The following is a 25,001-nucleotide window of genomic DNA, read 5'->3' as shown; positions in this document are numbered from 1 at the left end:
CGTCGTGCCGCCGGGTCAGCGGCGGGCGGGTCCGCTGCCGATGGGGAAGCGGTACAGCGCGTACGGCTTGACCCGCAGGTCCACGCCGCCGTTGTAGGCGGCCTGGCGGTTGAGCTGGTTGGCGACGACGTAGAGGTGCCGGTCATAGCCGACGGACAGGGTGTCGGGCCACACCAGGCGCTCGTCACGGATCAGGGTGCGGTAGGTGCCGTCGAGTTCACGGCGGACGATGGCGTTGTTCTCCAGGTCCCCGCCGTAGACGCGGCCGGCCCGGTCGGTCTCCAGACCGTCGGACATGCCCTTGGCGCCCAGATCGCGGACGGGGACGGAGGACGCGCCGTGGTCCGACCGCGCGCGGATCAGGTCCCTGGTCCGCACCGCGTACAGGCGGCGGCTGGAGAGCGGGCAGTAGTACAGCCACTCACCGTCGGGGCTGAGCGCGATGCCGTCCGCGCCGATGTTCACGGGCGTGGCCGGTGTGGTGGCGTCCGGGCTGTTCGTCAGCGGGCGGCCCTCGACCACGGGGACGAACCCGGGCACCGGCCGGGTGGACGGCGCGTCGTCCAGGCACCGCCAGGAGGTGCCGCTCGCCAGGTGGACGACGATCAGGCCGTTGGGGCCATCCGGGGTGGCGTCGGTGAGGTAGGCGTAGCCGCGGCTCAGGTCGAAGCGGACGTCGTTGATGAAGCTGCGCGGACCGGCGACGGATCGGGGCAGCAGGATGGTGCGGACCACCCGGTTGGTGGCGAGGTCGATGGCGACCAGCTTCGGCCCACCGTAGGGTGCGTCGGCCCACTCGATGCGGCCGGTGTCCACGACCCACAGCCGTTCGGCGGCGTCGACGACCACGCTCTGCACGCCGAGGAAGTGCCGTTCTGGGCGCGAGGTGTCCGGCCGGTTGACGGCTCGGTCGGGGTAGGCAACGGCCTTGCCGTCCCGGATTTCGGCCACGGAGAACGGGACGTCGTCGCCCCAGCGCGGGAAGTTGACGAAGATCCGGCCCGAGCGGGACACCGTGACCCCGGTGGGCATCGCGCCGTCGAAGGTCGCGACCGTCTCCAGCCGGGGCTGGTGGCGGCCGCCGCCCGTGCCGGGGCGGGCCGCGGCCGGTGCGGCGCCGACCGCCAGGGCCCCTCCGACCACGAGGGACAGGCCGAGAACCGCCCTGCGGCCCGGGCCGGTGTGCGAGGTGGGGGAGGGTATGGACATGGGTGACTCCAGTGTTTCTCGTCGCCCTCGTGACCGCGGAGGTCGTGAGGTGCCGGTCGGTACCGGTCCAGTGGACCGCGGGCGGCCCCGGCGCGCTTCCGTCGAATGACTGAGTTCCAGGGCCCGTTGACCGCCGGGAGCTCACGGTCCCCGAACGGGACGGTCTAGAGCTCGATCTCGGCCAGCCGCTCGATCTCGATGCCGTTCACCGTGAGGGTCGCCGCCCGTTCGGCGAAGGCCCGCAGGTGGGCGCTGGCGGAATGGGCCCGCAGGTGCTCCTCGCTCTGCCACACCTCGTGCATGACGAGCAGGCCGGGGTCGTCCAGCCCTTCGTGCGGCACGTAGGTGAGGCAGCCGTCCTCCTGGCGGGTGGCGGACACCAGGGCGGGCAGCGCGTCCCACAGCTCCTGTTCCTTGCCTGGGCGCGCCTTCATGCGGGCGACGAGGACGATGGGCCCGGTGTGACGATCGGTCATGCGCTTCTCCTCAGTGGGGTGGTCCGTCGGAATGGGTCGGCCGGTGGGTCAGGCCAGGCGTCCGCCGCCGTCCACGTGCAGGACGGTGCCGGTGACGTACGGGTTGTCGATGACGAACAGCACCGCGGCGACGAGGTCGTCGGGGGTGCCGACCCGGCGGGCCGGGTTGCTCGCGGCCACCGACTCCAGGAACGCCCGCTTGTCCGCGCCGAGCTTGTCCCAGGCGCCGCTGTCGACGATACCCGGGGACACGGCGTTGACCCGAAGCGGAGCGATCTCCACGGCGAGGGCCTGGACCAGGAAGGCGAGGGCGCCGTTGGTGGTGGCCATCACGGTCCGCTCGGGGGCGGGGCGCCAGGCCGCCACACCGGAGAAGAAGGTGAGGGAGCCGCCTTCCCGGGCCTGTCCGGCCAGGTGCTTGGCGAGGAACAGGGGGCCGATCACCTTGGCCGCGAAGGCCCGCTGGACGTCCTCGGGGACGAGTTCGGACAGCGGCCCGTTGGCCGGCACGGCCGCCGTGGAGACGAAGTGGTCGAAAGCACCGACCTCCTCGGCCAGGTGCGCTATCGACTCCTCGTCGGTGATGTCGAAGCGGACGGTACGGGCCATGCCCGGCAGTTCGGCGGCCGTCTTCTCCAACTTGGCGAGGTCCGGGCCGGCGAGGACCAGGTCGGCCCCCTCGGCGGAGACGGTCCGGGCGAGGCGACGTCCGATGGCCGAGCCGGCCCCGACGACGACGAGACGCTGGCCGGCGCGCTTGAGGGTGGCGCCGGCGGGGGTGGTGGACGTGCTGCTCACGGGTTTCTCCTTCGACGGGACCGGCACCGGGCCGGCGTGCGGGGCGGGATCAACTCTCGCCGTGGTGCGGCGATGAGTCCAATGCTTGTTCTTGCGGATATCCATAAGCTGCACGCATGGCAGGCGTTACGTGTGAGTCGAACGGCAGGTGGGGCGCGGTGTGTGGTCAGCCGACGGCAACGGCGTTCAGCAGGGATGCCCCGTCCACGTAGCGCCGCAACTGCCTCACCAGGAAGGCCGCGGAGTCTTCCGCGAAGGCGTCGGTGAACGCGCCGACGTGCGGGGTGATCAGTGCCTCCGACTGCCGCCACAGCGGGTGCGCGCCGGGCAGTGGCTCGGGTGCCACCACGTCCAGCGCCGCCCGCAGCCGCCCGGAGGACACCTCACGGGTCAGGGCGTCGGTGTCGACCAGTTCGCCCCTGCCGACGTTCACCAGGATCGCGCCGTCCTTGAGCGAGGCCAGCCGGTGCGCGCCGAACATGCCGCGGGTCTCCTCGGTCAGCGGCGCGCACAGCACCACGGCGTCCGCCGCGGGCAGCAGGGACGGCAGTTCCCGTGCGGCGTGCACGGCGGGTGCGTCGCCGCCGGGCCGGGCGGAGCGGGCGACCCGGACGAGGTCGCAGCCGAAGGGTTCCAGCAGCCGCGCGACGGCGGTTCCGACGGCTCCGGCCCCCACGACGACCACACGCTTGCCGCGCAGCGTCAAACGGCCGGCCGGAGCCCAGGCGCCCGTCCGTTGCCCGTGCACGAAGCGGGGAATCCGGCCCGCCGAGGCCAGCAGCAGGGTCACCGCCAGCTCCGCGGTCGCCTCGGCGTGCACGCCGCGCCCGGTGCACAACAGGGCATCCGGCGGCAGCAAGCCCAGGTGCGGGGTCAGGTAGTCGTGGCCGGAGCTGAGGACCTGCAGCACTTCCAGACGCCTGGCGCGGGAGACCATCGCGACCAGCGTCTCGTAGCCGCCCGCCCCGGGGAAACCGGTGAGGAAGCGGACCTCCTCGGGCGGCGTGGGACAGGTGTCCGTGCCGTCCCAGTAATGGCAGTCGAGTCCGTCGGGCAGCGCCGGCAGGTCCTTCGGCTCGTACGGGATCCACACCACCGGCCTCATGGGAAGACTCCTCGACAGGTCGTCGCACCCGGCTCCTGGGCATCGGCTGCGTCGGGCTCCGTTCCCCAGAGCCCGAGATACATGTTCTACAGGGACCGCCAAAGTGAAACACATGTGTCCGACCGGGTGTGTACCTGCTCCACCGGCCCTGACCGTCCCTTGTGAGTCACGCCGCCCCGGCCCGTAAGTCGTTAGACGGATTCCCGCGCCGCCGAGCGCCGTGAAGCTGGACCCGTACTCGGCGCCGCGCCCGCGGCCCGACCACCGTGGAGGGAAAGAACCATGCCGTTCATCACCGTCGGCCAGGAGAACACCACCGACATCGAGCTGTACTACGAGGACCACGGCACCGGCCGTCCGGTCGTCCTGATCCACGGCTACCCGCTGGACGGGCACTCCTGGGAGAAGCAGACCGCCGCGCTGCTGGACGCCGGTTACCGGGTCATCACCTACGACCGCCGCGGTTTCGGCCGCTCCTCGCAGCCCACCACCGGCTACGACTACGACACCTTCGCCGCCGACCTCAACACCGTCCTGGAGACCCTCGACCTCCAGGGCGTGACCCTCGTCGGCTTTTCGATGGGCACCGGCGAGGTCGGCCGCTACCTCGGCACCTACGGCTCGGCCCGCGTCGCCAAGGCGGCCTTCCTCGCCTCCCTGGAGCCCTTCCTGCTGAAGACCGACGACAACCCCGGCGGCGCCGCCGACCAGGCGTTCTTCCAGGACATCTCCGACACGGTCAAGGACGACCGCTACGCCTACTACACCGCCTTCTACCGGGACTTCTACAACCTGGACGACAACCTCGGCACCCGGATCGGCGAGGAGGCCGTCCGCAACAGCTGGAACACGGCCGCCGCCGGTGGCTCCTACGCCGCCTCCGCCGCGCCCCTGACCTGGCCGACCGACTTCCGTGCCGACATCCCCAAGATCGACGTGCCGGCTCTGATCCTGCACGGCACCGCCGACAACATCCTGCCCATCGACTCGACCGCCCGCCCCTTCCACAAGGCCCTCCCGCACGCCGACTACGTCGAGATCGACGGCGCCCCGCACGGCCTGCTGTGGACCCACGCCGCCGAGGTCAACGAGGCACTCCTCGCCTTCCTCGCCAAGTGATCCGGCGCCGGCGGCCTTCCCCGGGAGGGGAACGCCGTCGGACGCCCGTCGCGAGAGCCCCCCGGGACACCTGCCCGGGGGGCTCTCGCGGTGTGCGCCCACGCCCGTGTCACACGGCGTCCAGGGCTGCGCGGGCGCGGGCGGCGCGCACGGCGGCCGACAGCGCGGCGATGTCGTAGGCACCGTCGTGCCTACGTCCGTCGACGAAGAAGGCGGGGGTGCCGGCCACGCCGCTCAGATCGGCGGAGTCCACGTCCTCAGCGACCCGCGCCGCACCCGTTCCCGCCCGTACGTCGGCCATGAACCGCTCCACGTCGAGCCCCGCCTCGACGGCGTATCCCCGCAGATCCCGCCCGCTCAACGCGCCCTGGTGCGCCATCAGCAGATCGTGCATCTCCCAGTACCGGCCCTGCGCCGCCGCGGCCTCGGCCGCCTCCGCCGCCGCCTGCGCGTGGGGGTGGACGTCCGTGAGCGGCAGGTGCCGCCACACGTAGCGCACGTCGCCGGAGTCCCCCAGCAGCTCGCGCACGACGGGCTCGGCCAGCCCGCAGTAGGGGCACTCGTAGTCGCCGTACTCCACCACCGTCACGGGCGCGTCCCGCGGGCCCCGTACGTGGTCGCGGGTGTCGTCGACCGGTACCGCGAGGTCGACGATGGCCTCGGCGCGGCCGATGACACTGCGCAGCCGCAGGCCGTGCGGGAGTCTCGCCAGGACCCCGTTGACTGCCCAGCTCAGGGCAACGGAGCACAGGACGGCGGTCAGGGTGCCGATCTTGGCCTGCTGGAGGGCCGCGCCGTCGAAGGCGAGGGTCGCGATCAGCAGGGAGACGGTGAAACCGACTCCGGCGACGGTCCCGCCGGCGGCGAGTGCGCCGACGCCGACGGGCAGCTTCACGCGGCCCCGCCCGATGGTGGTGACCAGCAGTGACGCTCCCATGATGCCGACGGGTTTGCCCACCACGTAGGCCAGCACGATGCCCAGGGTGACCGGTGAGGTGAAGGCGTCGGCGAGCTGGCCGGCGGTGATCGGGATGCCGGCGTTGGCCAGGGCGAAGAGCGGGACGATCACGTAGCTCGCCCAGGGGTGGAACACGCGCTGCAGACGGTCGTTGGGGGACAGCGCGGAGGCCAGCCCGAGGCGGACGGAGCGTTCCAGTTCGGCGGTGGGCTGCTCGCGGAAGAGCCGGAACAGTCCGCTGGCCCGCTCAAGTGCGGGACGCCCAGCGGGACGCGCGTACGTCAGCAGCCCCATGGCCAGGCCGAGGACCACGGGGTCCACTCCCGAGAAGAGCAGGGCGGGCCAGGCGACGGCCGCCGGCAGCGCGTACGCGACCCCGCGCCGCACGCCGAGGGACCGCAGCAGCAGGACGACACCGAAGGCGGCGACGGCGACGGCCAGGGCGGGCAGGCCGACGTCGTCGCTGTAGGCGACCGTGATGACGACCAGGGCGACGAAGTCGTCCACCACGGTCACCGTCAGCACCAGGACCCGCAGCGCGGCCGGCATCCGGCGCCCCACCAGGGCCAGCGCGCCGAGCGCGAAGGCGGTGTCGGTGGACATGGCGGCACCCCAGCCGCCCGCCGTCCCTTGGCCCGCGTTGACGGCCAGGTAGAGGAGTACGGGTACGAGCATGCCGGAGACACCCGCGGCCAGCGGCAGCGTCAGCCGGCTGCGTTCGCGCAGTTCCCCCATGTCGAACTCACGGCGTGCCTCCAGCCCGACGACGAAGAAGAAGACCGTCATCAGGCCGCTGTTCACCCACTCCCGCAGCGACAGGACGACGCCGTGGCCGCCGGCCGTCACGGACAGGTCCGTCCGCCAGAACGACTCGTACCCGCCCGGTGCCGCGTTCGCCCAGGCCAGAGCGGCGACCACCGCAACGGACAGGCCGGCGGCGCTGCCGGTCTCGGTGCGCAGGAAGTCGCGGAGCGGGAGCCGGGGGGAGTCGCTGCACTGCGTCCGCCCGGTGAGGGAGGACGGATCGATGGGCGTGCTCATACGGTTCTCCGGCGGCCGGACGCCTGCCTGCGGAGGCTGTTCACGTGTTCCCCTGACATCGGGTTGCGCGCGCGAGGGGCACGGCTCGGGCTGGGCCCCTGTCGCGCCGGTGCGGATCGGATCTCGCCGTCCGGGTGCCGGCCCGCGGGCCGCCGCAGTGGGCGGGCCGGGGCCCGGGAGCCGGACCGGCGGTCGCCTCCGTCGCCGCCACGGCGGGCGGGGCGGGACGACGGGCCGGGGCGTCACGGACGCCGCCGATGGCCAAGATTAGCCCCTTGCCCGCCGGCCCGGCCCGGCCCCCGCGTGCGTCACGGGACCGGTGTTCGCACCGATTCATCCGCAGTCGTTCTACCGATGCGCGGCCGGGCGGGGGTTGCCCAGGATGAAGGACGTGAACACGCGCACCTGACCGAAAAGCGCGCACCCGACGGGAGAGAGAGCACCCGATGAGCGACAGAAGTGCCTTCGCCGGCTCCGGGACCCGGGACGGCCGTGTTCCGCCGGTCCTCGTCACGGCGGTCCGGCGGCTGTTCGTCCCCACGGGTCCCGACACGTTGCGCTGCCGCCTGCGCTACACCCTGGACGACCCCTACGCCGTCGCCCTGGACCTCTTCGTGGACCCGGTGACCGACCTGCGCGTGACCTGGGTCGTGTCCCGGGAACTGCTGGACCGGGGAACGCGGGGCGCCAGCGGGGTCGGCGACTTCCGGGTCCGGCCGGTCGGCGACCGGTACGGGACGGCCGGTGCCCTCCGTCTCACCCTTCTGCGTCCCGAGGGCCGGGTGTGCCTGGAGACCAGGCTGAGCGGTGTTCGGCGGTGGCTGGATGCCACGTACGCCCTGGTACCGGCCGGCCACGAGAGCCGGCTGCTCGACTGGGACGCCCTGGAAGCCTCTCTCCTGGGGCGCGGCGGACGGTCGGCCTAGTTGTTGTGGACCACTCGGTAACTGACCACGGGCAGCGGGAACTCCGCGCTGTGCAGGCTGCCGACGATGAAGTACGAGTCGCCGCTCTGTCCCGGCAAGCCGGTACGGCAGCCCGGGTTGTAGTAGGCGTACAAGTCGGAGGCCGACACGTCCACGGCGGATAGGGCGGCGCGGAGAGGTTGTGGCACGAGGTGTCGTCGAGGTCCACGATGGTCTGCGTGCCCGTCAGGCCGGAGCTCGTGTAGAGGGAGATGCCCCAAGGGAAGGCGGCCGCCGAGGCCGACTGGCCGGTCGCGGTGAGACCGGCCAGGGTGGCCGCCCCGAGGGCGGCCTTCGCGAGGACGTGGCGGGTACGGCTTCGCGTCATGGGGCCACCTTGCTGTCGGGCTGCCAGGGAAGAAGGCGGCCTGGGCGTTCCGTGGACGTGTGCCCAGGCCGTGTCCATCGGGTCAACTCACACGTGTGTACATAAAGGGGATTGAGACATGTGCCCGTGCCGAGGGGCATGGGTCCGGTCCGGAACGTCGGTCGATCGACCGAAGCGCGGTGATTCGCCCCCCGGGTTCACTCGGTCCCTGATCACCGACGCGGCTGCCCCAGGTACGGGGTGGCCGACAGCCAGACGGGAGCCTTCCGTGCCCGCCCCCTCCGCCTTCTCCGCGCTGCCGCCCGACGGCCCCGGCCGCCGTGCCATCCCGCGCCGCTTCTCCACCGCCCGTCAGCAGCTCGCCGCCATGGGCGGCATCACCCTGCTCACGGTCCTCGCGGCCACGGCCAACGCCACGGCCCCGGCCGCCTCGACGGCTCCCCCGGCACAGCACCGGGCCCGCTTCCAGGTGTCGCGTGGTGCGGAGACGTACAGCGTGGGACCGGTCGGCAGTCAAACAACCGATGCCGCTCCCGCCGCCCGCTGACACGCTGGCGGCGGCAGGCCCCCAGGTCCGCCCGTCCGCACCGCCGCGGTGCGGCAGAACGAAAGGAACAGCCACATGACCAGTACATCCGCCCCGACCGGTCTCGTCCTGATCGACACCGTCAACGAGGTCTTCGCCGAAGGAGGCAAGGGCTACCCGGGCTTCAAGGCGGAGTTCGAGCGGATCGGCACCCTGGACAACCTCAGGCGGCTGCTGGCCGGCTTCCGGGACAAGGGCTACCCCGCCTTCTTCTCGCCGATGTCCTACACCGACGAGGAGTACGACAACTGGAAGCACCGCTCCGGCATCCACCACATGATGTTCGACAACCGCATGTTCGAGGCGGACAGCTGGGGCGCCGAGTTCCACCCCGACCTCCGGCCCGGCCCCGGTGACGTGACGATTGCCCCGCACAAGAACCTCGACGTCTTCGCCACCACCGACCTCGACATCCAGCTCAAGCGCCGCGGCATCGAGCACATCGCCGTGGCGGGCATGATCGGGACGATGTGTGTGGAGTCCACCGCCCGCAGCGCCATGGAGCGGGGCTACCGGGTGACCCTCGTCAAGGACGCCACCGCGCCCGACGGCGGCGCCGACTCCTACGAGCAGATGGTGAACCGTTACGCGCTCATCGCCCACGACGTGCTCACCACCGAGGAACTGCTGTCCCGCGCCGACTTCTGAGGCACGGACGCGTCCGTCCCCTGACCGGCCCCACCTCCCCGACAGCACGAGCAAGGCGCGCGACGCGCGTCGAAGGGATCACCTCCATGGCGACCTCCTTTCCCGAGATCGGCGACCGACCCGAGGACCTCGTCGGCCTGGCCTCGGTCCGGCTGACCGAGGAGCAGCTCGCCCGTGCGGTCCGGTACGCGGAGCCGGAGGAGGTCGCCGCCGGACAGGTGCTGTTCGACGTCGGGGACGACTGCGGTGACCTCCTCCTGTGCGGCAGCGCCCGGCTGGAGGCGGTGCGGCCGTCCCCGGCGCCGGGCCGGGACGAGGTCCTGCTGCGGTACGGTCCCGGTCAGTTCGTCGGTGAGCTCGGGCTACTCACCGGTCAGCGCCGGCACCTTCGGGTACGGGTGCGCAGGCCGGGCACCGTGCACCGGGTGGCCGCCGAGTCGTTCCGGCTGCTGATGGCGCGGGAGACCGAGCTGTCGGACCTGTTTCTGCGCTCCTTCCTGGCCCGGCGGCGGCTGCTGCGGCAGGCGACCGCCCAGACGCTGCGGATGGTGGGCGACCCGGATTCGGCCGCAGGCCTGCGGCTGCGCACCTTCCTGTCCCGCCAAGGCGTCGCTCACTCCTGGGTGCCGGACGGCTCGGCGGAGGGAACGGCCCTGCTCGGGGCCGCCGGACTGACCGCGGCCGACCTGCCGGTCGCCTCGATCGGGGCCGAGGTGCTGACGGGCGTCACCCCCGGCGCGCTCAGCGAGCGCCTGAACCTCTCCTTCCGCGACACCGGCGGCGGTACGGCCGACCTGACCGTGGTGGGCGCGGGGCCCGCCGGGCTGGCGGCCGCCGTGCACGGGGCCTCCGAGGGGCTGGAGACGTTGCTGCTCGACGCGGTCGCCACCGGCGGCCAGGCCGCCACCAGCGCGCGCATCGAGAACTACCTCGGCTTCCCGTTCGGGCTGAGCGGCGCGGACCTCACCGCGCGCGCCGCCGTGCAGGCCCTGAAGTTCGGCGCCAGGATCGCCAGTCCGTGCACGGTCGTCGCGCTGGAGCCGGGCACCCGGGAGCACGTGGTCACCCTTTCCGACGGGGCACGGATCCGGACCCGGGCCGTGGTCCTCGCCACCGGCGCCGCCTACCGCGCCCTGCCCGTCGACCGGTGGAGCGAGCTGACCGGGCGCGGCATCCACTACTCGGCCACGGACATGGAGGCGCAGATGGTGGCCGGAGCCCCGGTCGCCGTCGTCGGTGGGGCGAACTCGGCGGGACAGGCGGCGCTGCACCTCGCGCGCCACGCGCGGACGGTCACCCTGGTGGTGCGCGGTGCCGACCTGGGGTCCCGTATGTCCGCCTACCTGGTGGACCGCATCCTCGGAGACCCGCGCATCACGGTCCTGACGGGCACCGAGGTGTCGGCGCTGCACGGTGCCGAGCGGCTGGAGGCGGTGACGCTGGCCCGGCACGGCGGCCCGGTGCGCCGGATCTCCTGCGCCGGCCTGTTCTGCTTCATCGGCGCGGAGCCGGCCACCGACTGGCTGAGGGGGGTGGCGCTGGACGACAACGGGTTCGTCCGCACCGACCTCGCGCTGTCGAACACGGACCTGGGGCCCCGATGGCGGGACGCGGGGCGTGCGCCGCTGCCCTACGAGACGAGCGTGCCGGGTGTGTTCGCCGCGGGTGACGTGCGGACCGCGTCGCTGAAGCGGGTGGCCGCCGCCGCCGGCGACGGTGCGAGCGCCGTCCGGTCGGTGCACCAGTACCTGGCCCTGTCCGCCCGGGTCTGACCGGTCACCGGCGCGCCACCCCGGAGCGCCTGCGTGCCTCGCGCAGCAGGTTGTTGTGTACGGCGCAGGAACTTCGCGGCCTGGCACTCCCGTGCGTCGACCGCCTGGTCGAGGCGGTCCTCGGAGGAAGACATGGTGCTCCCGGTGAGAACCGTACTGCCATGGGTGGGCAGCGAGAAACGTGTTTCGCTTTGATCTTGTCACCGGAAGTATGGCAAGCTCCGGGCCTTTGATACATATGCTGATACATATGCGCCCTACGCACACGTGCCGGCTTTCCGGACCGCGTGCCCGCCGGCCGTGGTCGTGCGGTGTGCGTGCGGTGCGCCGACAGGAGGAGGGCTCATGCCCGACATCCCGCTCAGTGAGAGCATCGTCCGCGTCGACGACCGGGTGTTACTGGTTTTGGGGAGCAACACCAACTGGGTGATCGTCAAGGAGGGCGACGCGGCCCTTCTCATCGACACCGGTTATCCCGGTGACCACGACCGGGTCGTCGCCTCGCTCGGCGCCGTGGGCGTCCGGCCGGGCGGTCTCACGGCGATCCTCGTCACCCACGCGCACAACGACCACATCGGCGCGGCCGAGCGGCTGCGCACCGCGCACGGCGTCCCCGTCCTCATGCACGAGCGTGAAGTGCCTCACGCGCGGCGCGAGTTCCTGCGGCAGGTGTCGGTCGGCGCGGTGCTCGCCAACGCCTGGCGCCCCGGCGTGGTGCCGTGGGCGGTGCACGCCATCCGCTCGGGGGGTACGGCACACGTGCCGGTGGCCGAACCCCGGGCGTTCGGCACGACGGGCGCCCTCGACCTGCCCGGCGCGCCGGTGCCCGTGCACACACCGGGGCACACCGGCGGCCACTGCGCGTACCACCTCCCCTCGCTGGGCATCGTGGTCAGCGGGGACGCGCTGGTCACGGCCCATCCGACGTCCCGGAAGACCGGTCCGCAACTGCTGCCGGGCATGTTCCACGCCGATGTGCCCACCGCCCTCGACGCCCTGTCGGCGCTGGAGTCACTGGACGCCGACACAGTCCTGCCCGGCCACGGGCCCCTGCACCGTGGTTCCGTCCGCGACGCGGTGGCACGGGCCCGTGAGCAGGCCGGGCGGTAGGGACGTCCCCTCCTCAAGGCGCCGCCCACTAAGTGTCCACAAGGCGGCTCCATGCTGGTGGTACGGCCGGCGGGAGGGCGTTCTCCGCCCCGGCCCGGCCGTCCGCCGGCGCACCTGACCGCCCGGCCCCACGGCCGGGCACCACCCGAACCGACAGGAGATTCCGTGTCCGCCTACCTGGCCGATCAGGCCGAGACCCAGTACGTGACGGGGCCGCGCGGCGAACGCTTCGCCTACCGCCGCTTCGGACGGGCCGGCACCCGGCCGCTAATCCTGCACATGCGTCTGCGCGGGACGATCGACCACTGGGACCCGGCGCTGCTGGACCTGCTCGCGGCCGAGCGGGAGGTCGTCGTCTTCGACAACCGCGGCACCAACTTCTCCACCGGTGAGCCGCCGTCCACCGTGGAGGGCCTGGTCGACGGCTCCCTGGCCTTCATCGGCGCCCTGGGGCTGGAGGACATCGACGTCCTGGGCTGGTCGATGGGTGGCATCGTCGCCCAGGGCGTGGCCCTGACCGCGCCCGGTCTGGTGAACCGGCTCGTGGTGGCCGGCAGTTCGCCCGGCGGCGTGCCCGACCTGCCGACACCGCCGGCGCGCGTCGCGCAGATCACCGGCAAGGGAGCCAACGACGACGAGGACTTCCTCTACCTGTTCTACCCGGACACGGAGAAGGCGCGGGCTGCCGGACTGGCCTCCCTGCGCCGCCTGGACCGGCGGCTGAGGGAGTCGAAGGCCGTGGTGGGTCCCGAGGCGTTCCGCGGCCAGATCGCGGCCATCGGCGGTTTCCGCGGGTACTGGGACCGGCAGGCCGAGCTCACCCTCCCGGTGCTGGCCGCCAACGGCGCCCACGACGTGATGATCCACGCCTACGCCACGTACGCGATGTCCCAGCGGCTGCCGGACGCCAAGGTCGTCCTCTACAGCGACGCCGGGCACGGATTCCTCTTCCAGCACCCGGAGGACTTCGCCCGCGAGGTCAACGATTTCCTGGGCCGCTGACCGGCAGCCGGGTACCCGGGCCGCGGGCAGCCGTCAGGCGATCTCGTCCATGTGGTCCTCCACCCAGCCGCGCAGCTGCCCCAGGGGCTGCGCCACGCTGCGCCCGAGCGCGGTCAGTTCGTACTCGACGTGCAGGGGCACCGCGGGGTAGACGGTCCGCTTCACGAAGCCCCGGTCCTCCAGGCGGCGCAGCGTGGCGGTGAGCACCTTGGGGCTCACCCCTTCGAGTCGCTTCTGCAGGGCGCCGAAGCGCTGCGGCCCCTCCTCCATGGCGCCGATGGCCAGCGCCGACCACTTGTTGGCCAGGAGATCGAGGACCTCTCGGCACGGGCACTGGGCGGCGTACACGTCGTGATGGTCGTGCCGCTGGGACTCGCAGAGTGTCACCATAGGGTCCCCCTTTCCTGAATTACCTCTCCCACCAGCTTACTTCCCTTAGGGAAGTAGTATCCCTTGCAGGTTACTACCTCCTCAGAGCTACGTTACGGGCACAGCGGAAGTCCGCTGTGACATCACCAGGAGGAACAGTCATGAGCCAGCTCCCCGAGACCATGCCGGCCGTCGCCTACCGCAAGAGCCTGCCGGTGGACGACGCGGAGAGTCTCCTCGACACGACCCTGCCGGTGCCGCAGCCAGGGCCGCGCGACCTGCTCGTGCGGGTCGAGGCCGTCGCGGTCAACCCGGTCGACTACAAGATCCGGCAGAGCAACGACCCGGGCGGCGAGCCCAAGGTCCTCGGCTGGGACGCGGCGGGCACGGTCGTCGCCGTCGGCGCCGAGGTTGAGTCCTTCCAGGTCGGCGACGAGGTGTTCTACGCGGGCGCCCTCGACCGGCCCGGCGCCAACTCCCTGTTCCACACGGTGGACGAGCGCATCGTCGGTCACAAGCCCACCTCGCTCTCCTTCGCGGAGGCCGCCGCCCTGCCGCTGACCTCGCTGACCGCCTGGGAAGGCCTGTTCGAACACCTCGGGCTGCACACCGACGCCCTGAAGCAGTCGGGCACCCTGCTGGTCACCGCCGCCGCGGGCGGTGTCGGCGCCATGGTCTCCCAGCTGGCCCGCGCCCTGACCAGCCTGACGGTGATCGGCACGGCGTCCCGCCCCGAGACCGTCGAGTTCGCCCGGCGGATGGGCGCCGCGCACATCGTCGACCACCGCCGGCCCCTCGCCCCGCAGGTGCACGAAGTGGCCCCGGATGGCGTGGACTTCGTCTTCGGCACCACCGGTACGGAGCAGAACCTGGCCGCCTACGCCGACATCGTCAGGCCCTTCGGCCGGATCGTGGCCATCGACGACTTCGGCCCGGTCGAGATCGGACTGCTGAAGTCGAAGAGCATCTCCTTCCACTGGGAGTTCATGTTCACCCGCTCGCTGCACCGGACCGCCGACCAGGCCGAGCAGGGCCGCATCCTGGACCAGATCGCCCGGCTGGTGGACGCCGACATCCTCACCACCACGGCCACCACCGACCTCGGGAAGATCACCGCGGAGAATCTGCGGGAGGCGCACCGCGTCCTGGAGTCCGGCAGGGCCATCGGCAAGATCACGATGACCGGCTTCTGACCGTCCCGAGGCCGCCCTGGGCACCACGGGGAGGGCGAGGACTCGGGACTCCACAGTCCTTCCACTTCTGGTGCCTAGGGTGGCCGAGGCGGCGCACCCGCGCCGTATCCCCCCGACCGCCGCCCCGTGTGCGGCCGTCGGGGACGACCCGGTCACCGCACCGTGCGCCGTCGGCGGACCGGCACGCGCGGCCACGCCGGTCCGCTACGAACGGAGCCAACGCCATGCTGACGATCGACGTCTTCACCAGTGACTACAAGCCCATCGCCGCCACGGCACCGGGCTGGGACAGCGGCGTGGGCGCGACCTGGCCGGCCAGTACGGCGACGCTCGTCCACGGCCGGCGGGAGGCCGTGCTCGTCGACGCGCTCATCACCGTCGCCGAGGCACACCGCCTCACCGACTTCGTCCGCGCCACCGGCAAGGTCCTCACGACCGTCTACGTCACCCATGGCCACGCCGACCACTTCCTCGGCCTGCCGGTCGTGCTGGACGCCTTCCCGGAGGCCGTCGCGGTGGCGCTGCCCGAGGTCGTGCCGCACGCCGAGGAGCAGCTCACCGGGCCGGTCCTGGCGTACTGGGAGTCGCTGTTCCCCGGGGCTCTGCCGGCCGTGCCCGTGGCGCCCCGGGCGCTGACGGGGGACGTCATCGAGCTGGAAGGGCACGAGCTGAGGCCGGTACGGGTCGGGCAGAGCGACACCGATCCGTCGACCGTGCTGCACGTCCCGGACCTCGACGCCGTGGTGGGCGGCGACGTCGCCTACAACGGCATCCACATGTGGCTGGCGCAGACCGACAGCCGGGCGCGCGAGCGCTGGCTCGGGGCCCTGGACACGCTGGAGGCGCTCCGGCCGGCCCGGCTGGTCGCCGGCCACCAGCCCCCCGGCGCCGACGACCGGGACGCCGCCTCCGTCATCGCCTCCTCCCGCCGCTACCTGACCGACTTCGAGGCGGCGGTGGAAGCCGGCGCCGGTGCCCGCGACGTGGTCCGGGCGATGAACCGGGCGCATGGGGACCGCGGCAACCCGTACACCCTGTACGTCTCCGCGGCCGCCCAGTTCCCGTCGCGGGACTGACCTCCCGCGACGTCCTCAGGGCGTCCCCGTGTCACCGAGCGCGTCGCGCAGCTGCGCCCGGTTGGTGATGCCCAGTTTCGGATACGTCTGGTACAGGTGGAAGCCGATGGTGCGGGCGGAGAGCAGCAGCCGCTCCCCTATCTGCCGGTTGGTCAGGCCGGTGGCCGCCAGCCTGGCGATCTGCAACTGCTGGGGCGTGAGCCGATCGATCCCCCGCGAGGCACCGTCGCCCCCGCGGACGGTGACACCGCAGGCCCGCAGTTCGGCGGAGGCCCGCTCCTCCCACGGCCGCGCGTTCAGCTGTTCGAAGACGGTGAGTGCCCGGGACAGCTCCGTGCGGGCCTCTCCCGTACGCCGTCTGCGCCGCAGCCACTGCCCGTACTCCAGCTGGACGACCGCCCGCTCGAAGGGCCACTGCTCCGCGGCGGGGTCGCCGAGCGCGGCCTCGAACAGCTCCGCCGCCCGCTCGTCGTCGGCGAGGACGGCCTCGGCACGGCGGGTGAGCAGCAGCAGCCGCGGGGACATCCGGCCGTCCAGCCGCCGCCGCGCCGCGGCCAGCACCTCCGCCGCGTCCCGCCGCTTGCCGACCCGCACGGCCGCCGCGGCGAGATCGCCGAGCGCGTAGTAGGACGCGTGGTAGTGCACGGGGCTCGGTTCGGGTCCCACCGTGAACAGTCCGCGCAGCAGTTCGTACTCCAGTGGGTGGTTGCCCTCCACTCCGGCCACGAGCGCGCGGACCCAGCGGGCGCGGACCCAGAGGGCGCGGCCCTGGGCCGGGTCCACCCCGGCCACGGCCCGGTCGATCATCTCCCTGGCCTCGTCGGCCCGGCCGCGCAGCGCCAGCAGGGCCGAGGTGACGTACATCGCGGCGCGGCCCGCCATGTCGAGGCCGTTCTCGGCGGCGACCCGCCGGGCGTCCTCGGCGCAGGACCAGGCGGCCTCCCAGGCGCCGGCCTCGAACTGGGCCAGTGCCAGCGCCTGCCCGAGGGTGGCGTTGGACCCGGCCGTGGTCACGGCGTTGAGCCGTTCCATCGCCTCGCCGAGCAGCCGGACCGCGACGGTGGTGTCGTCCAGGATCCACGCGCCGGCGCCCAGCACGGTCAGTTGCTCGGCGTCCCGCTCGGACCGCGCCAGACAGTTCCGGAGGACCGCGAGCAGCCCCTCGCGGTCCCCGTGGGGGTCGCAGCAGGCGCGGGTCCAGAGCTGGTCGTGGTCGTTGCCCACGTCGACGGGGATGCGCGCCAGGAGCCGGAGCATGCGCTGCCGGTAGGTCTCGTCGCCGGTGTTGTAGGCGATGATGGCGGCGTGCCCGAGGGCGACCAGCGCCGCGTCCGGCGCCCGGTCCACCGTCTCGTCCGCCAGTGGCAGCAGGTGGGACAGCGCGGCCTTCTGCCGGGTGGTGGCGGCGAGCGCCCAGCCCGTCCACAGGGTGGCCGCCCGGAGCATCGCCTGGTCGTCGGTGGCCGCCGCGACCCCGCCCGCCAGCTTCTCCACCCACAGGGGCTCACCCGCGTTCATCGCCAGGTCGCAGGCGTCCAGCAGCCGCCGGGCCCGCGCCTGACCGTCCGGGCTCAGTTCCGCGGCCCGCTCCAGGGCCGCGGCGGCCACCCGGTAACCGCCGCGTCGCCGTGCGCGCCCCGCCGTCCGCACCAGCGCCGCCGCGATGTCCTCGTCGGGGACCAGGGTGGCGGCGGCCCGGTGCCAGGCCTGCCGGTCAGGATCGTCGCTCAGCAAGTCGGCGAGTGCCAGGTGCGCCTGCCGGCGTTCCCCGAAGGAGGCCGATCCGTAGACGGCCGACCGCACCAGCGGGTGCCGGAAGACGACCCGACCGCTCTCCACCCGCACCAGGCCGGCCTGCTCCGCCACCGACCACGCGTCCGGCCCTCCGGAGGCGGAGGCGGCCAGGAGGGCGGCCGGCATGTCCGGGGCGTCCGCGGCGGCCGCGTACAGCAGGAACCGGCGGGTCTGCGGCGGCAGCCCTGCCAGCCGCTCGGCGAACACGCTCTCCAGGCGTTCGGTGAGCGGGAGGGCGCCGGCCGGTCCGCCGGGCCGGGGCAACGGGGACCCGGCGCCGGCACGGGCCAGTTCCACCAGCGCCAGCGGATTGCCGTCGGCCTGCCGCAGGACGCGCTCGCGCAGCGGGCCGCGCGGGGCGTGGGGCTGGGCGTCGAGCACCCGCTCGGCCGCCCGGTCATCCAGTGGCCGTAGCGGCAGGCGCGCGAGGTCCGTCCCGAACTGCCGGGGCACGGTGTCGCCCCGTACGCCCATCAGCAGGGTCACCGGCTCACCGGTCACCCGGCGCGCGACGAAGGCCAGCGCGTCCAGGGAACAGGCATCGGTCCACTGCGCGTCGTCGGCGACGAGGAGCACCGGCCGCCGGGCGGCGGCATCGGACAGCAGGGTGAGCGCGGCGAGGTTGATCAGGAGCCGCTCGGGACGGTCGTCGGCCGCCGGCGGCGCGTTCTCGGCGCGTCCGAAGGCGCCCAGCAGCGCACGGCGCTGGGCGTCCGGCAGGCCGGCCGCCTCCGGCAGCAGGGGGGCCAGCATCTGGTGCAGCGCGGCGAAGGCGAGTTCCCGCTCGCCTTCGTGCCCAGTGCACCGCAGTACGCGTCTGCCGTGCGCCGCGGCCTCCTGGGCCGCCGCGTCGAGGAGGGTGCTCTTGCCGGTCCCGGCCTCCCCGAGGAGGACCAGGGACGGGGGCCCTTCCCGCCGGGGAGTGAGGACGAAGTCTCGCAGACGGGACAGTTCGGCGTCGCGGCCGAAGATCTCCGTCTTCGGCGGGGCCTGCTCGCCGCCGGTCACCATGGCTCCTCCCAGCCGCGTCCCGGAAGACTCGAAGATCGTTAAGGGCGCGACACTATCAAGTTGTTTCCTACGGTTCGCCACCACTCGACAACCTTCGATGCATACGCGAGGAACGTCCCCCCGCACCTCGGGCGGCCGGGAGCGCGGGGCCGGGACACGGCCGGAGAACCGGTGGGCCTCCCGGGCCGGCGGCAGACCAGTCAGGTTACTTATACAACCGCTGTCCGACCGACCTATGTTCGCACCTGAGGCCGGGGAAGCCGTGCGCCCGCCGGGCGCGGACGACGGGATCCGCGGCAGTGGCGGACCATTTGACACGAATCAAACTGACCGGCCATATTCGCATCACCACGCTCGCGTTCACAGCACTGCCCGGCACGGCCGTCTCCACCCGGTCGAACAGCGACTGTGCACCAGCCGACGTCCGAGGGGAGACCATCGTTGCCCAGGCCCCATCCCGTGACGGGCGATCCGCGTGTCCGCTTCTCGGTCCTCGGCCCGGTCCGGGTCTGGCGCGGCGACGACGAACTGCCGGTCCGCCCGAAGCAGCAACGGCTCGTCCTGGCGGCGCTGCTCGCGCGCGAGGGCCGGCCGGTCCCTCTGGCCGAGTTCATCGAGCTGCTGTGGGAGGGCCGGCCGCCGGTCAGTGCCGCGAACGCGGTGCACCGGTACATCGGTGCCCTGCGCCGGCTGCTGGAACCGGATCTCCCCGCCAGGTCGGCGGGGCAGTGGCTCACCCGGCAGGCCGGCGGCTACCGCCTCCGGGTCGACGCGGACAGCCTCGACCTGCTGCGGTTCAGGGACCTTGCCGACCGGGCCCGCAAGGCAGGCAGGGCCGGCGAACCGGCCGCGGCCGTGGACCTCTACGTCACCGCCCTCGGGCTGTGGCAGGACCGCTGCGCCGCGGGTCTCGAACCCGTCGGCCGGAGCCATCCCACGTTCGTGATGCTGGAGCACGAATACGTGTCCGTGGTCTGCGAGGCGGCCGAGACGGCCGTCCGCTGCGGGCGCGCGTCGGCCGTCCTGACCCCGCTGCGCCAAGCCGTGGAGCGCCATCCGCTGGACGAGGCCCTGGTCGTGCACCTGCTGCCCGCCCTCGCCGACGACGGAAAGCAGGCCGAGGCCGTCTCCCTCTACCAGGACGTCCGCCACCGTCTGGCGGAGGAACTGGGGGTCGACCCCGGCCGCGAACTGTCTGCGGCGTACGAACACCTCCTGCGGGGGCGGGCGGCCACGGAGGCCGGGGCGGGCGGTCACGACGACGGCACGGGCCGGAACGACCGGCCGGCACAACGGCCCGCCGCCGCTCCCCTGACTCCCTCGCAGCTCCCGGCCGACCTGGCCTGCTTCACCGGCCGCCGGGAGGCGGTGCGGCAGGCGGTCGCGATGGCGGGGGAACGCGGCGGTGCCCTGCGCGTCATCGCCATCGACGGCATCCCCGGCGTCGGCAAGACCGCTCTGGCCGTGCACGTGGCGCACCGCGCCGTGCCCGACTTCCCCGACGGACAGCTCTACGTCGACCTGCGGGGCTTCACCCCCAACGGTGATCCGGCCGACCCCCATGAGGTCCTCGCCGGGTTCCTGGGCGCCTTCGACGTCCCCCGGCAGCGGATGCCGGACACCCTGGACGCACGCGCCGCGCTGTACCGCAGCGTCCTGGCCGGTCGCCGGGTGCTGGTGGTCCTGGACAACGCCTGGAGCGCCGAGCAGATCGCACCGCTGCTGCCCGGCACGCCGGAGTGCATGGTCATCGTGACCAGCCGGGCCCGGCTGACCGGGCTGGCCGCCTCGCACGGCGCCCGGCTGACGACGCTGGAGGCGCTCTCCGCCGACGAGGCCGCGGCGGCCTTCGTCGAGCGAGTCAAGGGGGTCAGGACGGACGTGGACGACGCCTCGGTGCGGCGGATCGTCGACCGCTGCGGCAGGCTTCCCCTGGCCGTGGCCATCGTCGCCGCCCGCGCCGCCTCGTACCCGGAGCACCCGCTGCCGCAGATCGCGGCGGAACTGGCCCGCGCGGGCCGGAGCCTGGAGGGCTTCAGCGACGACCACCTCGACAACGACGTGCGCGCCGTCTTCTCGTGGTCCTACCGCACGCTGTCGGAACCGGCCGCCCGCCTCTTCCGGCTCCTGCCGCTGCACCCGGGCGACGATGCGAGCGTGAGCGCCCTGGCGAGCCTCGCGGGCACCACCCTGCCGGACACCGCCGCGGCCGCCGGCGAGCTGGTACGCGCTCGGCTGCTGACGGTACTACGACGCGACCGGTACCGGTTCCACGACCTGATCCTCGCCTACGCAAGCGAGCTGGGCGGATCCGACGGCGCGGCGCGCACGGCCGCGCTGTCCCGGCTGCACGACCACTACCGGCAGACGGTGAGCGCGGCCAACCGGCTGCTGCGGTCCAGGGTGTACGAGCCCGAGCCGCCCCCGCCGCTGGACGGCGTCCAGGTCGAGTCCCTGTCCGACGAGGCCGCCGCCATGGCCTGGTTCGGCGCCGAACGGCCGGTCCTCAACACCCTCGTGCAGGAGATGGCGGCACGTGGTGACGCCCGTGCCGCGTGGGAGACGGCCGTGTCGATGCAGCTCTTCCAGCAGCGGCTCGGCCTGTGGCAGGAGTGGGCGGCCGGCATGGGCGGCGCGTTGGTGGCGTCCCGGCGGGCGGGGGACACCGAGGGGATCGCGCGGACGTGCCGGGGGCTGGCGGGTGCCCTGCTCTTCCGGGGCGACACCGACGCCGCGCTACCCCTCCTGCACGAGGCGGAACGCGAGTTCGCGGGCCTCGGCATGACCCTCGAACTCGTGCACACCCTCCGCAACATCGGCTCCGTGTACATAGCCCGGGGCAGCTCCGCGCAGGCTCTCGCACACCTGAACCGGGCCCTGCGCCTGCTGCGCGTCCATCGCCATCCGTACCTGGAGGCGACCACCCTGGTGTGGGCGGGCGAGGCACACCTGGACCTGGGGAACGCGGACCGGGCCCTGGAGCTGGCCGAGGAATCGCTCGGCATCTCCCGGCCCCTACGCCTGGTCGACGGAGAGGGACCCGCTCTGGGCGTGGTGAGCAAGGTGCACCGGCGGCGCGGGGACCTCGGGGCGGCGATCGTGGCCCGGCTGCGCGCCATCGAACTCGCCCGCCGCCAGGGCCATGTGAGCGGAGCGGCGGAGGACCTGCTGCTCCTCGGGGACCTGCACCTGGAAGCCGGCGCCCCGGAGGCGGCACGCCGCGCGTGGCACGAGGTGCTGGAGCTGACGGACGATCCGGACTCGCCGGTCGCCGCCACGGCCCGGGAACGGCTGGCCCGGACGCCGCCCTGGCAGGGACCGCGGCCCCGTCCCGGGCCGGTCCGCACGGGTGGGCGGAGCACGGAACGGCCGGGGCCCGCCTCAGCCGCCGCCCAGCCTGGTGCCCTTGGTCTCGGTGACCGCGAAGGCCACGAAGAAGGCCGAGAGCAGGGCGAAGGCAGCGTAGATCACGTACCCGGCCGACAGGTTCCACTCGGAGAGCGCCGGGAACGACTCGCTCACCGCCCAGTTGGCGATCCAGTTGAAGGCCGTGGCCACCGAGATCGCCGCCGCGCGGATGCGCAGCGGGAACATCTCACCCACCATGACCCACAGCACCACACCCCAGGACGCCGCGAAGAAGAACACGAAGGTGTGCGCGGCGACGAGCGCGACGCCCGCCTGGAGGTCCGGAAGACCGATGTCGTCACCGCTGCCGGTGGTGCCGGAGAAGGCCCACGCCGCGAACGCCAGGGAGACGGCCATGCCCAGGGAGCCGGCCAGGGCCAGCGGCCGGCGGCCCACCCGGTCGATGAGCAGCATGGCGACGGCCGTGCCCACGATGTTGATGATGGACGTGGACAGGCTGATCAGCAGCGACCCGGACTGGTCGATGCCGACGGACTGCCACAGCACGGACGAGTAGTAGAAGATCACGTTGATACCGACCAGCTGCTGGAAAACCGCGAGGCCGATGCCCGCCCACACCACCGGCAGCAGCCCGGCGCGTCCGCCGAACAGGTCACGGACACGGGACTTGTGGGTGCCGCGGAGCGAGCAGGCGATCTCGGCCAGCCGGGCGTCCGCGTCGGTGTCCGGGCCCTCGATGTCCCGCACCGCCCGTCCGGCCTCCGTGAGCCGGCCCCGGGCCACGAGGTGGTGCGGGGACTCGGGGATGCGGGTGGACAGTACGAAGTACAGGACCGCGGGGACGAAGGCCGCGAGCAGCATCCACTGCCAGGCGTCGAGGGGGCCGAGCGCGCCCTCGCTGCGCCCGCCGGCGCTCTGGGCGATGGCCCAGTTGACGAGCTGGGAGGCGGTGATGCCGAGAACGATGGCGGCCTGCTGGAAGGAAGCGAGCCGGCCCCGGTACTCCAGTGGCGCGACCTCCGCGATGTAGGTGGGCCCGATCAGGGAGGCCAGGCCGATGGCGATGCCTCCCACGAAACGCCAGGCGCCCAGGTCCCAGGCGGAGAACGGCAGGGCGGAGCCGACGGCGGACACGGCGAAAAGGACGGCAGCCACCCGCATGACGCGGAGCCGTCCGACGCGCTCGGCCAGCCGGCCCGCGACGGCCGCGCCCAGTGCCGAGCCGAGGAGGGCCACGGCGACGATGGTGCCGGTCCGTCCCGCGCCCACGCCGAAGTGGTGCTGGATGCCGGTGACCGCGCCGTTGATGACGGCACTGTCGTAACCGAACAGGAAGCCGCCGAGGGCGGCCACGGCGGCGATGAACGTGACGCGGCCCAGTCGCGCGGCGGGCGGTACCGCGACCGGCGGCGGAGGAGAGGAGACCATGGGTGACGAGCCTTTCGCTCAGGAGGTGGGGAGCCGGCGTCGGCGGTGGGACGCGGACGGCGTCCGGCCTCCCAGCCTGGGCGACCCGCGGTTCGCCGTGATCCGTCACATGACTGCGAAGGGACCACCGCGTCCCGCCGGGGCACACACCCGGTACGCACCGCCCCCGGGACGACGCTTCACACGTGTGCCGGCAGCCCGGACGGGCAGTCTTTCAACCGATGCGCCCCCGGCCTGCGCACCGGAGGATGACGTCCGTCATCAGCACACCGAAGGGCGGAGACCGCATGGGCACACAGGAGTCGGGGAACGAGCGCGGAAGGACCGCCGGCGGTTTCCGCCCCGTCCACCGCATGCGGGTACGCCGCCTGTTCACGGAGAGCGGGCCGGCCTGGCAGACCTGTTCCCTGCGCTACGACCCGGACGCCCCGTACTCCGTGCTGGTCGCCCTGCACCAGCTGTGGCGGGCCCCGGTCCGGTGGGAACTGTCCCGGGACCTGCTGGCGCAGGCCGCCCATGGTCCCAGAGGGGCGGGGACCTACCGGATCTGGCCGTCGCGGCGCTCCTTCGCGTCCTCGCGGCCCAGGCTGTACTTCAGTTTCCAGACGCCGGCGGAGCTCGTCACTTTCGAGGCGGACCGGGCCGAGGTCTTGAACTGGCTGGACGGAACGTTCGCACGGGTGCCCAGGGGCACCGAGTCGGACCGGCTGGACTGGGACACGCTGGAGGGGAAGCTGCTGGGCCGGCCGTGAGCGAGGCGGCCTTGCAGACTCACACGTGTGATCCTCTCGGGACATGCCACATATCATCGGGGTGTTAGTCGTATGACAGATGGCTAGTGTGCATCGGTCGCCTAAGGTGCGATCGTCCGGAGACGCCACCGACACCGGTGCCCCCGGTCACGCGATCACTCGACTATGTCAACAACGCGGTGATGGGCAGATGAACACGAACTTGGCGCACCCCTGGGGGCCGGCGCACTCACGACCTGGTGACGCGTCGCCGCTGACACTCGCCTCGACGGGCGATGACACCGACGCCGCGGAGGATGCCGCGGCGTTCCTCTCCACGGTGGAGGGCGTGCGGCTGGTGGCTTGGGCGGACCGGGACGACGCACGCGTCGCCGTCGTGTTCGCCGACGCGGCCGGAGACCGGGCCCTGCACCTGGTCGGCGAGGCCGCTGGCGCCCCGGGCCGACCGGTCCTGCTGGTGGTGGGCTCCATCGACGAGGACACGCTCTGGCGAGCGGTCTCCCTCTGCGTCACCGGAGTGCTGCTGCGGGACCGGCTCCACCCCGCCCAACTGGTGCAGGCTGTGTGGAACGCGCTGCGCGGCGAGCCGCCGATGTCCCCCTCTCTCGTGTTCACGCTGCTGGATCGCATGCGGGCGGTCCGGGCACAGTGCGCGCGGGCCGCCGGGCTGTCCCCCCGTGAGGTGAGCGTGCTGCGCATCCTGGCGGAGGGCATGACCACGTCGGAGGTAGCCCAGCGGCTCAACTACTTGGAACGGACCATCAAAGGCGTGCTGCACGACGTCATCACGCGACTCGGCCTGCGCAACCGCACGCAGGCCGTGGCGTACGCGATCCGCAGCGGTGTGATCTGACATAGGGGGCCGCTCACCGGCGCGCACCGCCTTGCGCAG

The 25,001-nt window shown here is 72.9% G+C and carries 20 protein-coding genes and 1 pseudogene; 12 read left to right on the top strand and 9 right to left on the bottom strand.

The features are described from left to right. Nucleotides 1-15: 15 nt before the first annotated feature. The 4 genes from ACZ8ZB_RS32010 to ACZ8ZB_RS31995 all read right to left on the bottom strand — a co-directional run bounded on the left by ACZ8ZB_RS32010 (nucleotide 16) and on the right by ACZ8ZB_RS31995 (nucleotide 3,588). Nucleotides 16-1,209: an L-dopachrome tautomerase-related protein gene (locus ACZ8ZB_RS32010; RefSeq protein ID WP_470741065.1), complete on the bottom strand. Its 1,194-nt coding sequence runs from the start codon at nucleotides 1,207-1,209 to the stop codon at nucleotides 16-18. 164 nt (nucleotides 1,210-1,373) lie between these two features. Next, nucleotides 1,374-1,685 (bottom strand): putative quinol monooxygenase, encoded by a 312-nt coding sequence (locus ACZ8ZB_RS32005; protein ID WP_436996416.1) that lies wholly within the window; start codon nucleotides 1,683-1,685, stop codon nucleotides 1,374-1,376. A gap of 48 nt (nucleotides 1,686-1,733) precedes the next feature. Then, entirely contained in the window at nucleotides 1,734-2,483 is a 750-nt protein-coding gene (locus tag ACZ8ZB_RS32000; protein ID WP_470741064.1) for an SDR family oxidoreductase, read from the bottom strand. Nucleotides 2,484-2,649: 166 nt separating this feature from the next. After that, nucleotides 2,650-3,588 (bottom strand): NAD(P)-dependent oxidoreductase, encoded by a 939-nt coding sequence (locus ACZ8ZB_RS31995; protein ID WP_470741063.1) that lies wholly within the window; start codon nucleotides 3,586-3,588, stop codon nucleotides 2,650-2,652. Between the two features lie 282 nt (nucleotides 3,589-3,870). Here ACZ8ZB_RS31995 and ACZ8ZB_RS31990 point away from each other — a divergent pair, with 282 nt between their 5' ends. Next, nucleotides 3,871-4,707 (top strand): alpha/beta fold hydrolase, encoded by an 837-nt coding sequence (locus ACZ8ZB_RS31990; protein ID WP_470741062.1) that lies wholly within the window; start codon nucleotides 3,871-3,873, stop codon nucleotides 4,705-4,707. Between the two features lie 109 nt (nucleotides 4,708-4,816). Here the strand turns inward: ACZ8ZB_RS31990 and ACZ8ZB_RS31985 are convergent, their stop codons facing one another. Then, on the bottom strand, nucleotides 4,817-6,706 hold the full coding sequence (locus ACZ8ZB_RS31985; RefSeq protein ID WP_470741061.1) for a Na+/H+ antiporter NhaA: 1,890 nt from the start codon (nucleotides 6,704-6,706) through the stop codon (nucleotides 4,817-4,819). A gap of 446 nt (nucleotides 6,707-7,152) precedes the next feature. On the opposite strand from ACZ8ZB_RS31985, the gene ACZ8ZB_RS31980 reads away from it, so the two are divergent. Then, nucleotides 7,153-7,632: an SsgA family sporulation/cell division regulator gene (locus ACZ8ZB_RS31980; protein ID WP_470741060.1), complete on the top strand. Its 480-nt coding sequence runs from the start codon at nucleotides 7,153-7,155 to the stop codon at nucleotides 7,630-7,632. Here the strand turns inward: ACZ8ZB_RS31980 and ACZ8ZB_RS31975 are convergent. Further along, nucleotides 7,629-7,781, bottom strand: a complete 153-nt coding sequence (locus tag ACZ8ZB_RS31975) for a hypothetical protein (protein ID WP_470741059.1) — start codon at nucleotides 7,779-7,781, stop codon at nucleotides 7,629-7,631. The two genes, ACZ8ZB_RS31980 and ACZ8ZB_RS31975, sit on opposite strands and share 4 nt — an antisense overlap. A 486-nt stretch (nucleotides 7,782-8,267) precedes the next feature. Between ACZ8ZB_RS31975 and ACZ8ZB_RS31970 the strand changes: the two genes are divergently transcribed. From ACZ8ZB_RS31970 to ACZ8ZB_RS31950, 5 genes are all read left to right on the top strand, one after another. Then, on the top strand, nucleotides 8,268-8,546 hold the full coding sequence (locus tag ACZ8ZB_RS31970; RefSeq protein WP_437076893.1) for a hypothetical protein: 279 nt from the start codon (nucleotides 8,268-8,270) through the stop codon (nucleotides 8,544-8,546). Nucleotides 8,547-8,621: 75 nt separating this feature from the next. Next, nucleotides 8,622-9,233, top strand: coding sequence for a cysteine hydrolase family protein (locus ACZ8ZB_RS31965; RefSeq protein WP_437004275.1), 612 nt, complete (start codon nucleotides 8,622-8,624; stop codon nucleotides 9,231-9,233). Between the two features lie 86 nt (nucleotides 9,234-9,319). Then, on the top strand, nucleotides 9,320-11,005 hold the full coding sequence (locus ACZ8ZB_RS31960) for an FAD-dependent oxidoreductase (RefSeq protein WP_470741058.1): 1,686 nt from the start codon (nucleotides 9,320-9,322) through the stop codon (nucleotides 11,003-11,005). A 345-nt stretch (nucleotides 11,006-11,350) separates the two neighbouring features. After that, nucleotides 11,351-12,115: an MBL fold metallo-hydrolase gene (locus tag ACZ8ZB_RS31955; protein WP_470741057.1), complete on the top strand. Its 765-nt coding sequence runs from the start codon at nucleotides 11,351-11,353 to the stop codon at nucleotides 12,113-12,115. A gap of 165 nt (nucleotides 12,116-12,280) precedes the next feature. After that, entirely contained in the window at nucleotides 12,281-13,117 is an 837-nt protein-coding gene (locus ACZ8ZB_RS31950; protein ID WP_470741056.1) for an alpha/beta fold hydrolase, read from the top strand. 33 nt (nucleotides 13,118-13,150) lie between these two features. On the opposite strand, the gene ACZ8ZB_RS31945 is transcribed toward ACZ8ZB_RS31950, so the two are convergent. Further along, entirely contained in the window at nucleotides 13,151-13,507 is a 357-nt protein-coding gene (locus tag ACZ8ZB_RS31945) for a winged helix-turn-helix transcriptional regulator (protein ID WP_470741055.1), read from the bottom strand. A 140-nt stretch (nucleotides 13,508-13,647) separates the two neighbouring features. Here ACZ8ZB_RS31945 and ACZ8ZB_RS31940 point away from each other — a divergent pair, with 140 nt between their 5' ends. Both ACZ8ZB_RS31940 and ACZ8ZB_RS31935 read left to right on the top strand, forming a co-directional pair. Continuing rightward, nucleotides 13,648-14,679 carry a zinc-binding alcohol dehydrogenase family protein gene (locus tag ACZ8ZB_RS31940; protein ID WP_470741054.1) on the top strand — a complete coding sequence of 344 codons (1,032 nt, stop codon included), beginning with the start codon at nucleotides 13,648-13,650 and terminating at the stop codon, nucleotides 14,677-14,679. A gap of 224 nt (nucleotides 14,680-14,903) precedes the next feature. Next, entirely contained in the window at nucleotides 14,904-15,755 is an 852-nt protein-coding gene (locus tag ACZ8ZB_RS31935) for an MBL fold metallo-hydrolase (protein WP_470741053.1), read from the top strand. Nucleotides 15,756-15,770: 15 nt separating this feature from the next. Here the strand turns inward: ACZ8ZB_RS31935 and ACZ8ZB_RS31930 are convergent, their stop codons facing one another. Beyond that, the gene (locus ACZ8ZB_RS31930) at nucleotides 15,771-18,560 is read right to left on the bottom strand and encodes an ATP-binding protein (protein WP_470741052.1); all 2,790 of its coding nucleotides are present in this window, start codon (nucleotides 18,558-18,560) and stop codon (nucleotides 15,771-15,773) included. 408 nt (nucleotides 18,561-18,968) lie between these two features. Between ACZ8ZB_RS31930 and ACZ8ZB_RS31925 the strand changes: the two are divergent. Next, nucleotides 18,969-20,393, top strand: a pseudogene (locus tag ACZ8ZB_RS31925) (AfsR/SARP family transcriptional regulator); the annotation flags it as partial. A gap of 1,548 nt (nucleotides 20,394-21,941) precedes the next feature. On the opposite strand, the gene ACZ8ZB_RS31920 reads toward ACZ8ZB_RS31925, so the two are convergent. Further along, nucleotides 21,942-23,357 carry a sugar porter family MFS transporter gene (locus ACZ8ZB_RS31920; protein WP_470741636.1) on the bottom strand — a complete coding sequence of 472 codons (1,416 nt, stop codon included), beginning with the start codon at nucleotides 23,355-23,357 and terminating at the stop codon, nucleotides 21,942-21,944. 287 nt (nucleotides 23,358-23,644) lie between these two features. Between ACZ8ZB_RS31920 and ACZ8ZB_RS31915 the strand changes: the two genes are divergently transcribed. Both ACZ8ZB_RS31915 and ACZ8ZB_RS31910 read left to right on the top strand, forming a co-directional pair. After that, nucleotides 23,645-24,109 (top strand): SsgA family sporulation/cell division regulator, encoded by a 465-nt coding sequence (locus tag ACZ8ZB_RS31915; protein ID WP_157951246.1) that lies wholly within the window; start codon nucleotides 23,645-23,647, stop codon nucleotides 24,107-24,109. Between the two features lie 190 nt (nucleotides 24,110-24,299). Next, nucleotides 24,300-24,962 carry a response regulator transcription factor gene (locus tag ACZ8ZB_RS31910; protein ID WP_470741051.1) on the top strand — a complete coding sequence of 221 codons (663 nt, stop codon included), beginning with the start codon at nucleotides 24,300-24,302 and terminating at the stop codon, nucleotides 24,960-24,962. Nucleotides 24,963-25,001: the final 39 nt, after the last annotated feature.

The organism is Streptomyces sp. 12E (assembly GCF_055633275.1).
This window is presented reverse-complemented; position numbering and strand designations above follow the sequence as displayed.

What these genes read in the sequence shown, in the direction of transcription:
- ACZ8ZB_RS32010 (WP_470741065.1), bottom strand. Translation starts at nt 1,209, where the DNA reads ATGTCCATACCCTCCCCCACCTCGCACACCGGCCCGGGCCGCAGGGCG.
- ACZ8ZB_RS32005 (WP_436996416.1), bottom strand. Translation starts at nt 1,685, where the DNA reads ATGACCGATCGTCACACCGGGCCCATCGTCCTCGTCGCCCGCATGAAG.
- ACZ8ZB_RS31995 (WP_470741063.1), bottom strand. Translation starts at nt 3,588, where the DNA reads ATGAGGCCGGTGGTGTGGATCCCGTACGAGCCGAAGGACCTGCCGGCG.
- ACZ8ZB_RS31990 (WP_470741062.1), top strand. Translation starts at nt 3,871, where the DNA reads ATGCCGTTCATCACCGTCGGCCAGGAGAACACCACCGACATCGAGCTG.
- ACZ8ZB_RS31985 (WP_470741061.1), bottom strand. Translation starts at nt 6,706, where the DNA reads ATGAGCACGCCCATCGATCCGTCCTCCCTCACCGGGCGGACGCAGTGC.
- ACZ8ZB_RS31980 (WP_470741060.1), top strand. Translation starts at nt 7,153, where the DNA reads ATGAGCGACAGAAGTGCCTTCGCCGGCTCCGGGACCCGGGACGGCCGT.
- ACZ8ZB_RS31965 (WP_437004275.1), top strand. Translation starts at nt 8,622, where the DNA reads ATGACCAGTACATCCGCCCCGACCGGTCTCGTCCTGATCGACACCGTC.
- ACZ8ZB_RS31960 (WP_470741058.1), top strand. Translation starts at nt 9,320, where the DNA reads ATGGCGACCTCCTTTCCCGAGATCGGCGACCGACCCGAGGACCTCGTC.
- ACZ8ZB_RS31955 (WP_470741057.1), top strand. Translation starts at nt 11,351, where the DNA reads ATGCCCGACATCCCGCTCAGTGAGAGCATCGTCCGCGTCGACGACCGG.
- ACZ8ZB_RS31945 (WP_470741055.1), bottom strand. Translation starts at nt 13,507, where the DNA reads ATGGTGACACTCTGCGAGTCCCAGCGGCACGACCATCACGACGTGTAC.
- ACZ8ZB_RS31940 (WP_470741054.1), top strand. Translation starts at nt 13,648, where the DNA reads ATGAGCCAGCTCCCCGAGACCATGCCGGCCGTCGCCTACCGCAAGAGC.
- ACZ8ZB_RS31935 (WP_470741053.1), top strand. Translation starts at nt 14,904, where the DNA reads ATGCTGACGATCGACGTCTTCACCAGTGACTACAAGCCCATCGCCGCC.
- ACZ8ZB_RS31930 (WP_470741052.1), bottom strand. Translation starts at nt 18,560, where the DNA reads ATGGTGACCGGCGGCGAGCAGGCCCCGCCGAAGACGGAGATCTTCGGC.
- ACZ8ZB_RS31920 (WP_470741636.1), bottom strand. Translation starts at nt 23,357, where the DNA reads ATGGTCTCCTCTCCTCCGCCGCCGGTCGCGGTACCGCCCGCCGCGCGA.
- ACZ8ZB_RS31915 (WP_157951246.1), top strand. Translation starts at nt 23,645, where the DNA reads ATGGGCACACAGGAGTCGGGGAACGAGCGCGGAAGGACCGCCGGCGGT.
- ACZ8ZB_RS31910 (WP_470741051.1), top strand. Translation starts at nt 24,300, where the DNA reads ATGAACACGAACTTGGCGCACCCCTGGGGGCCGGCGCACTCACGACCT.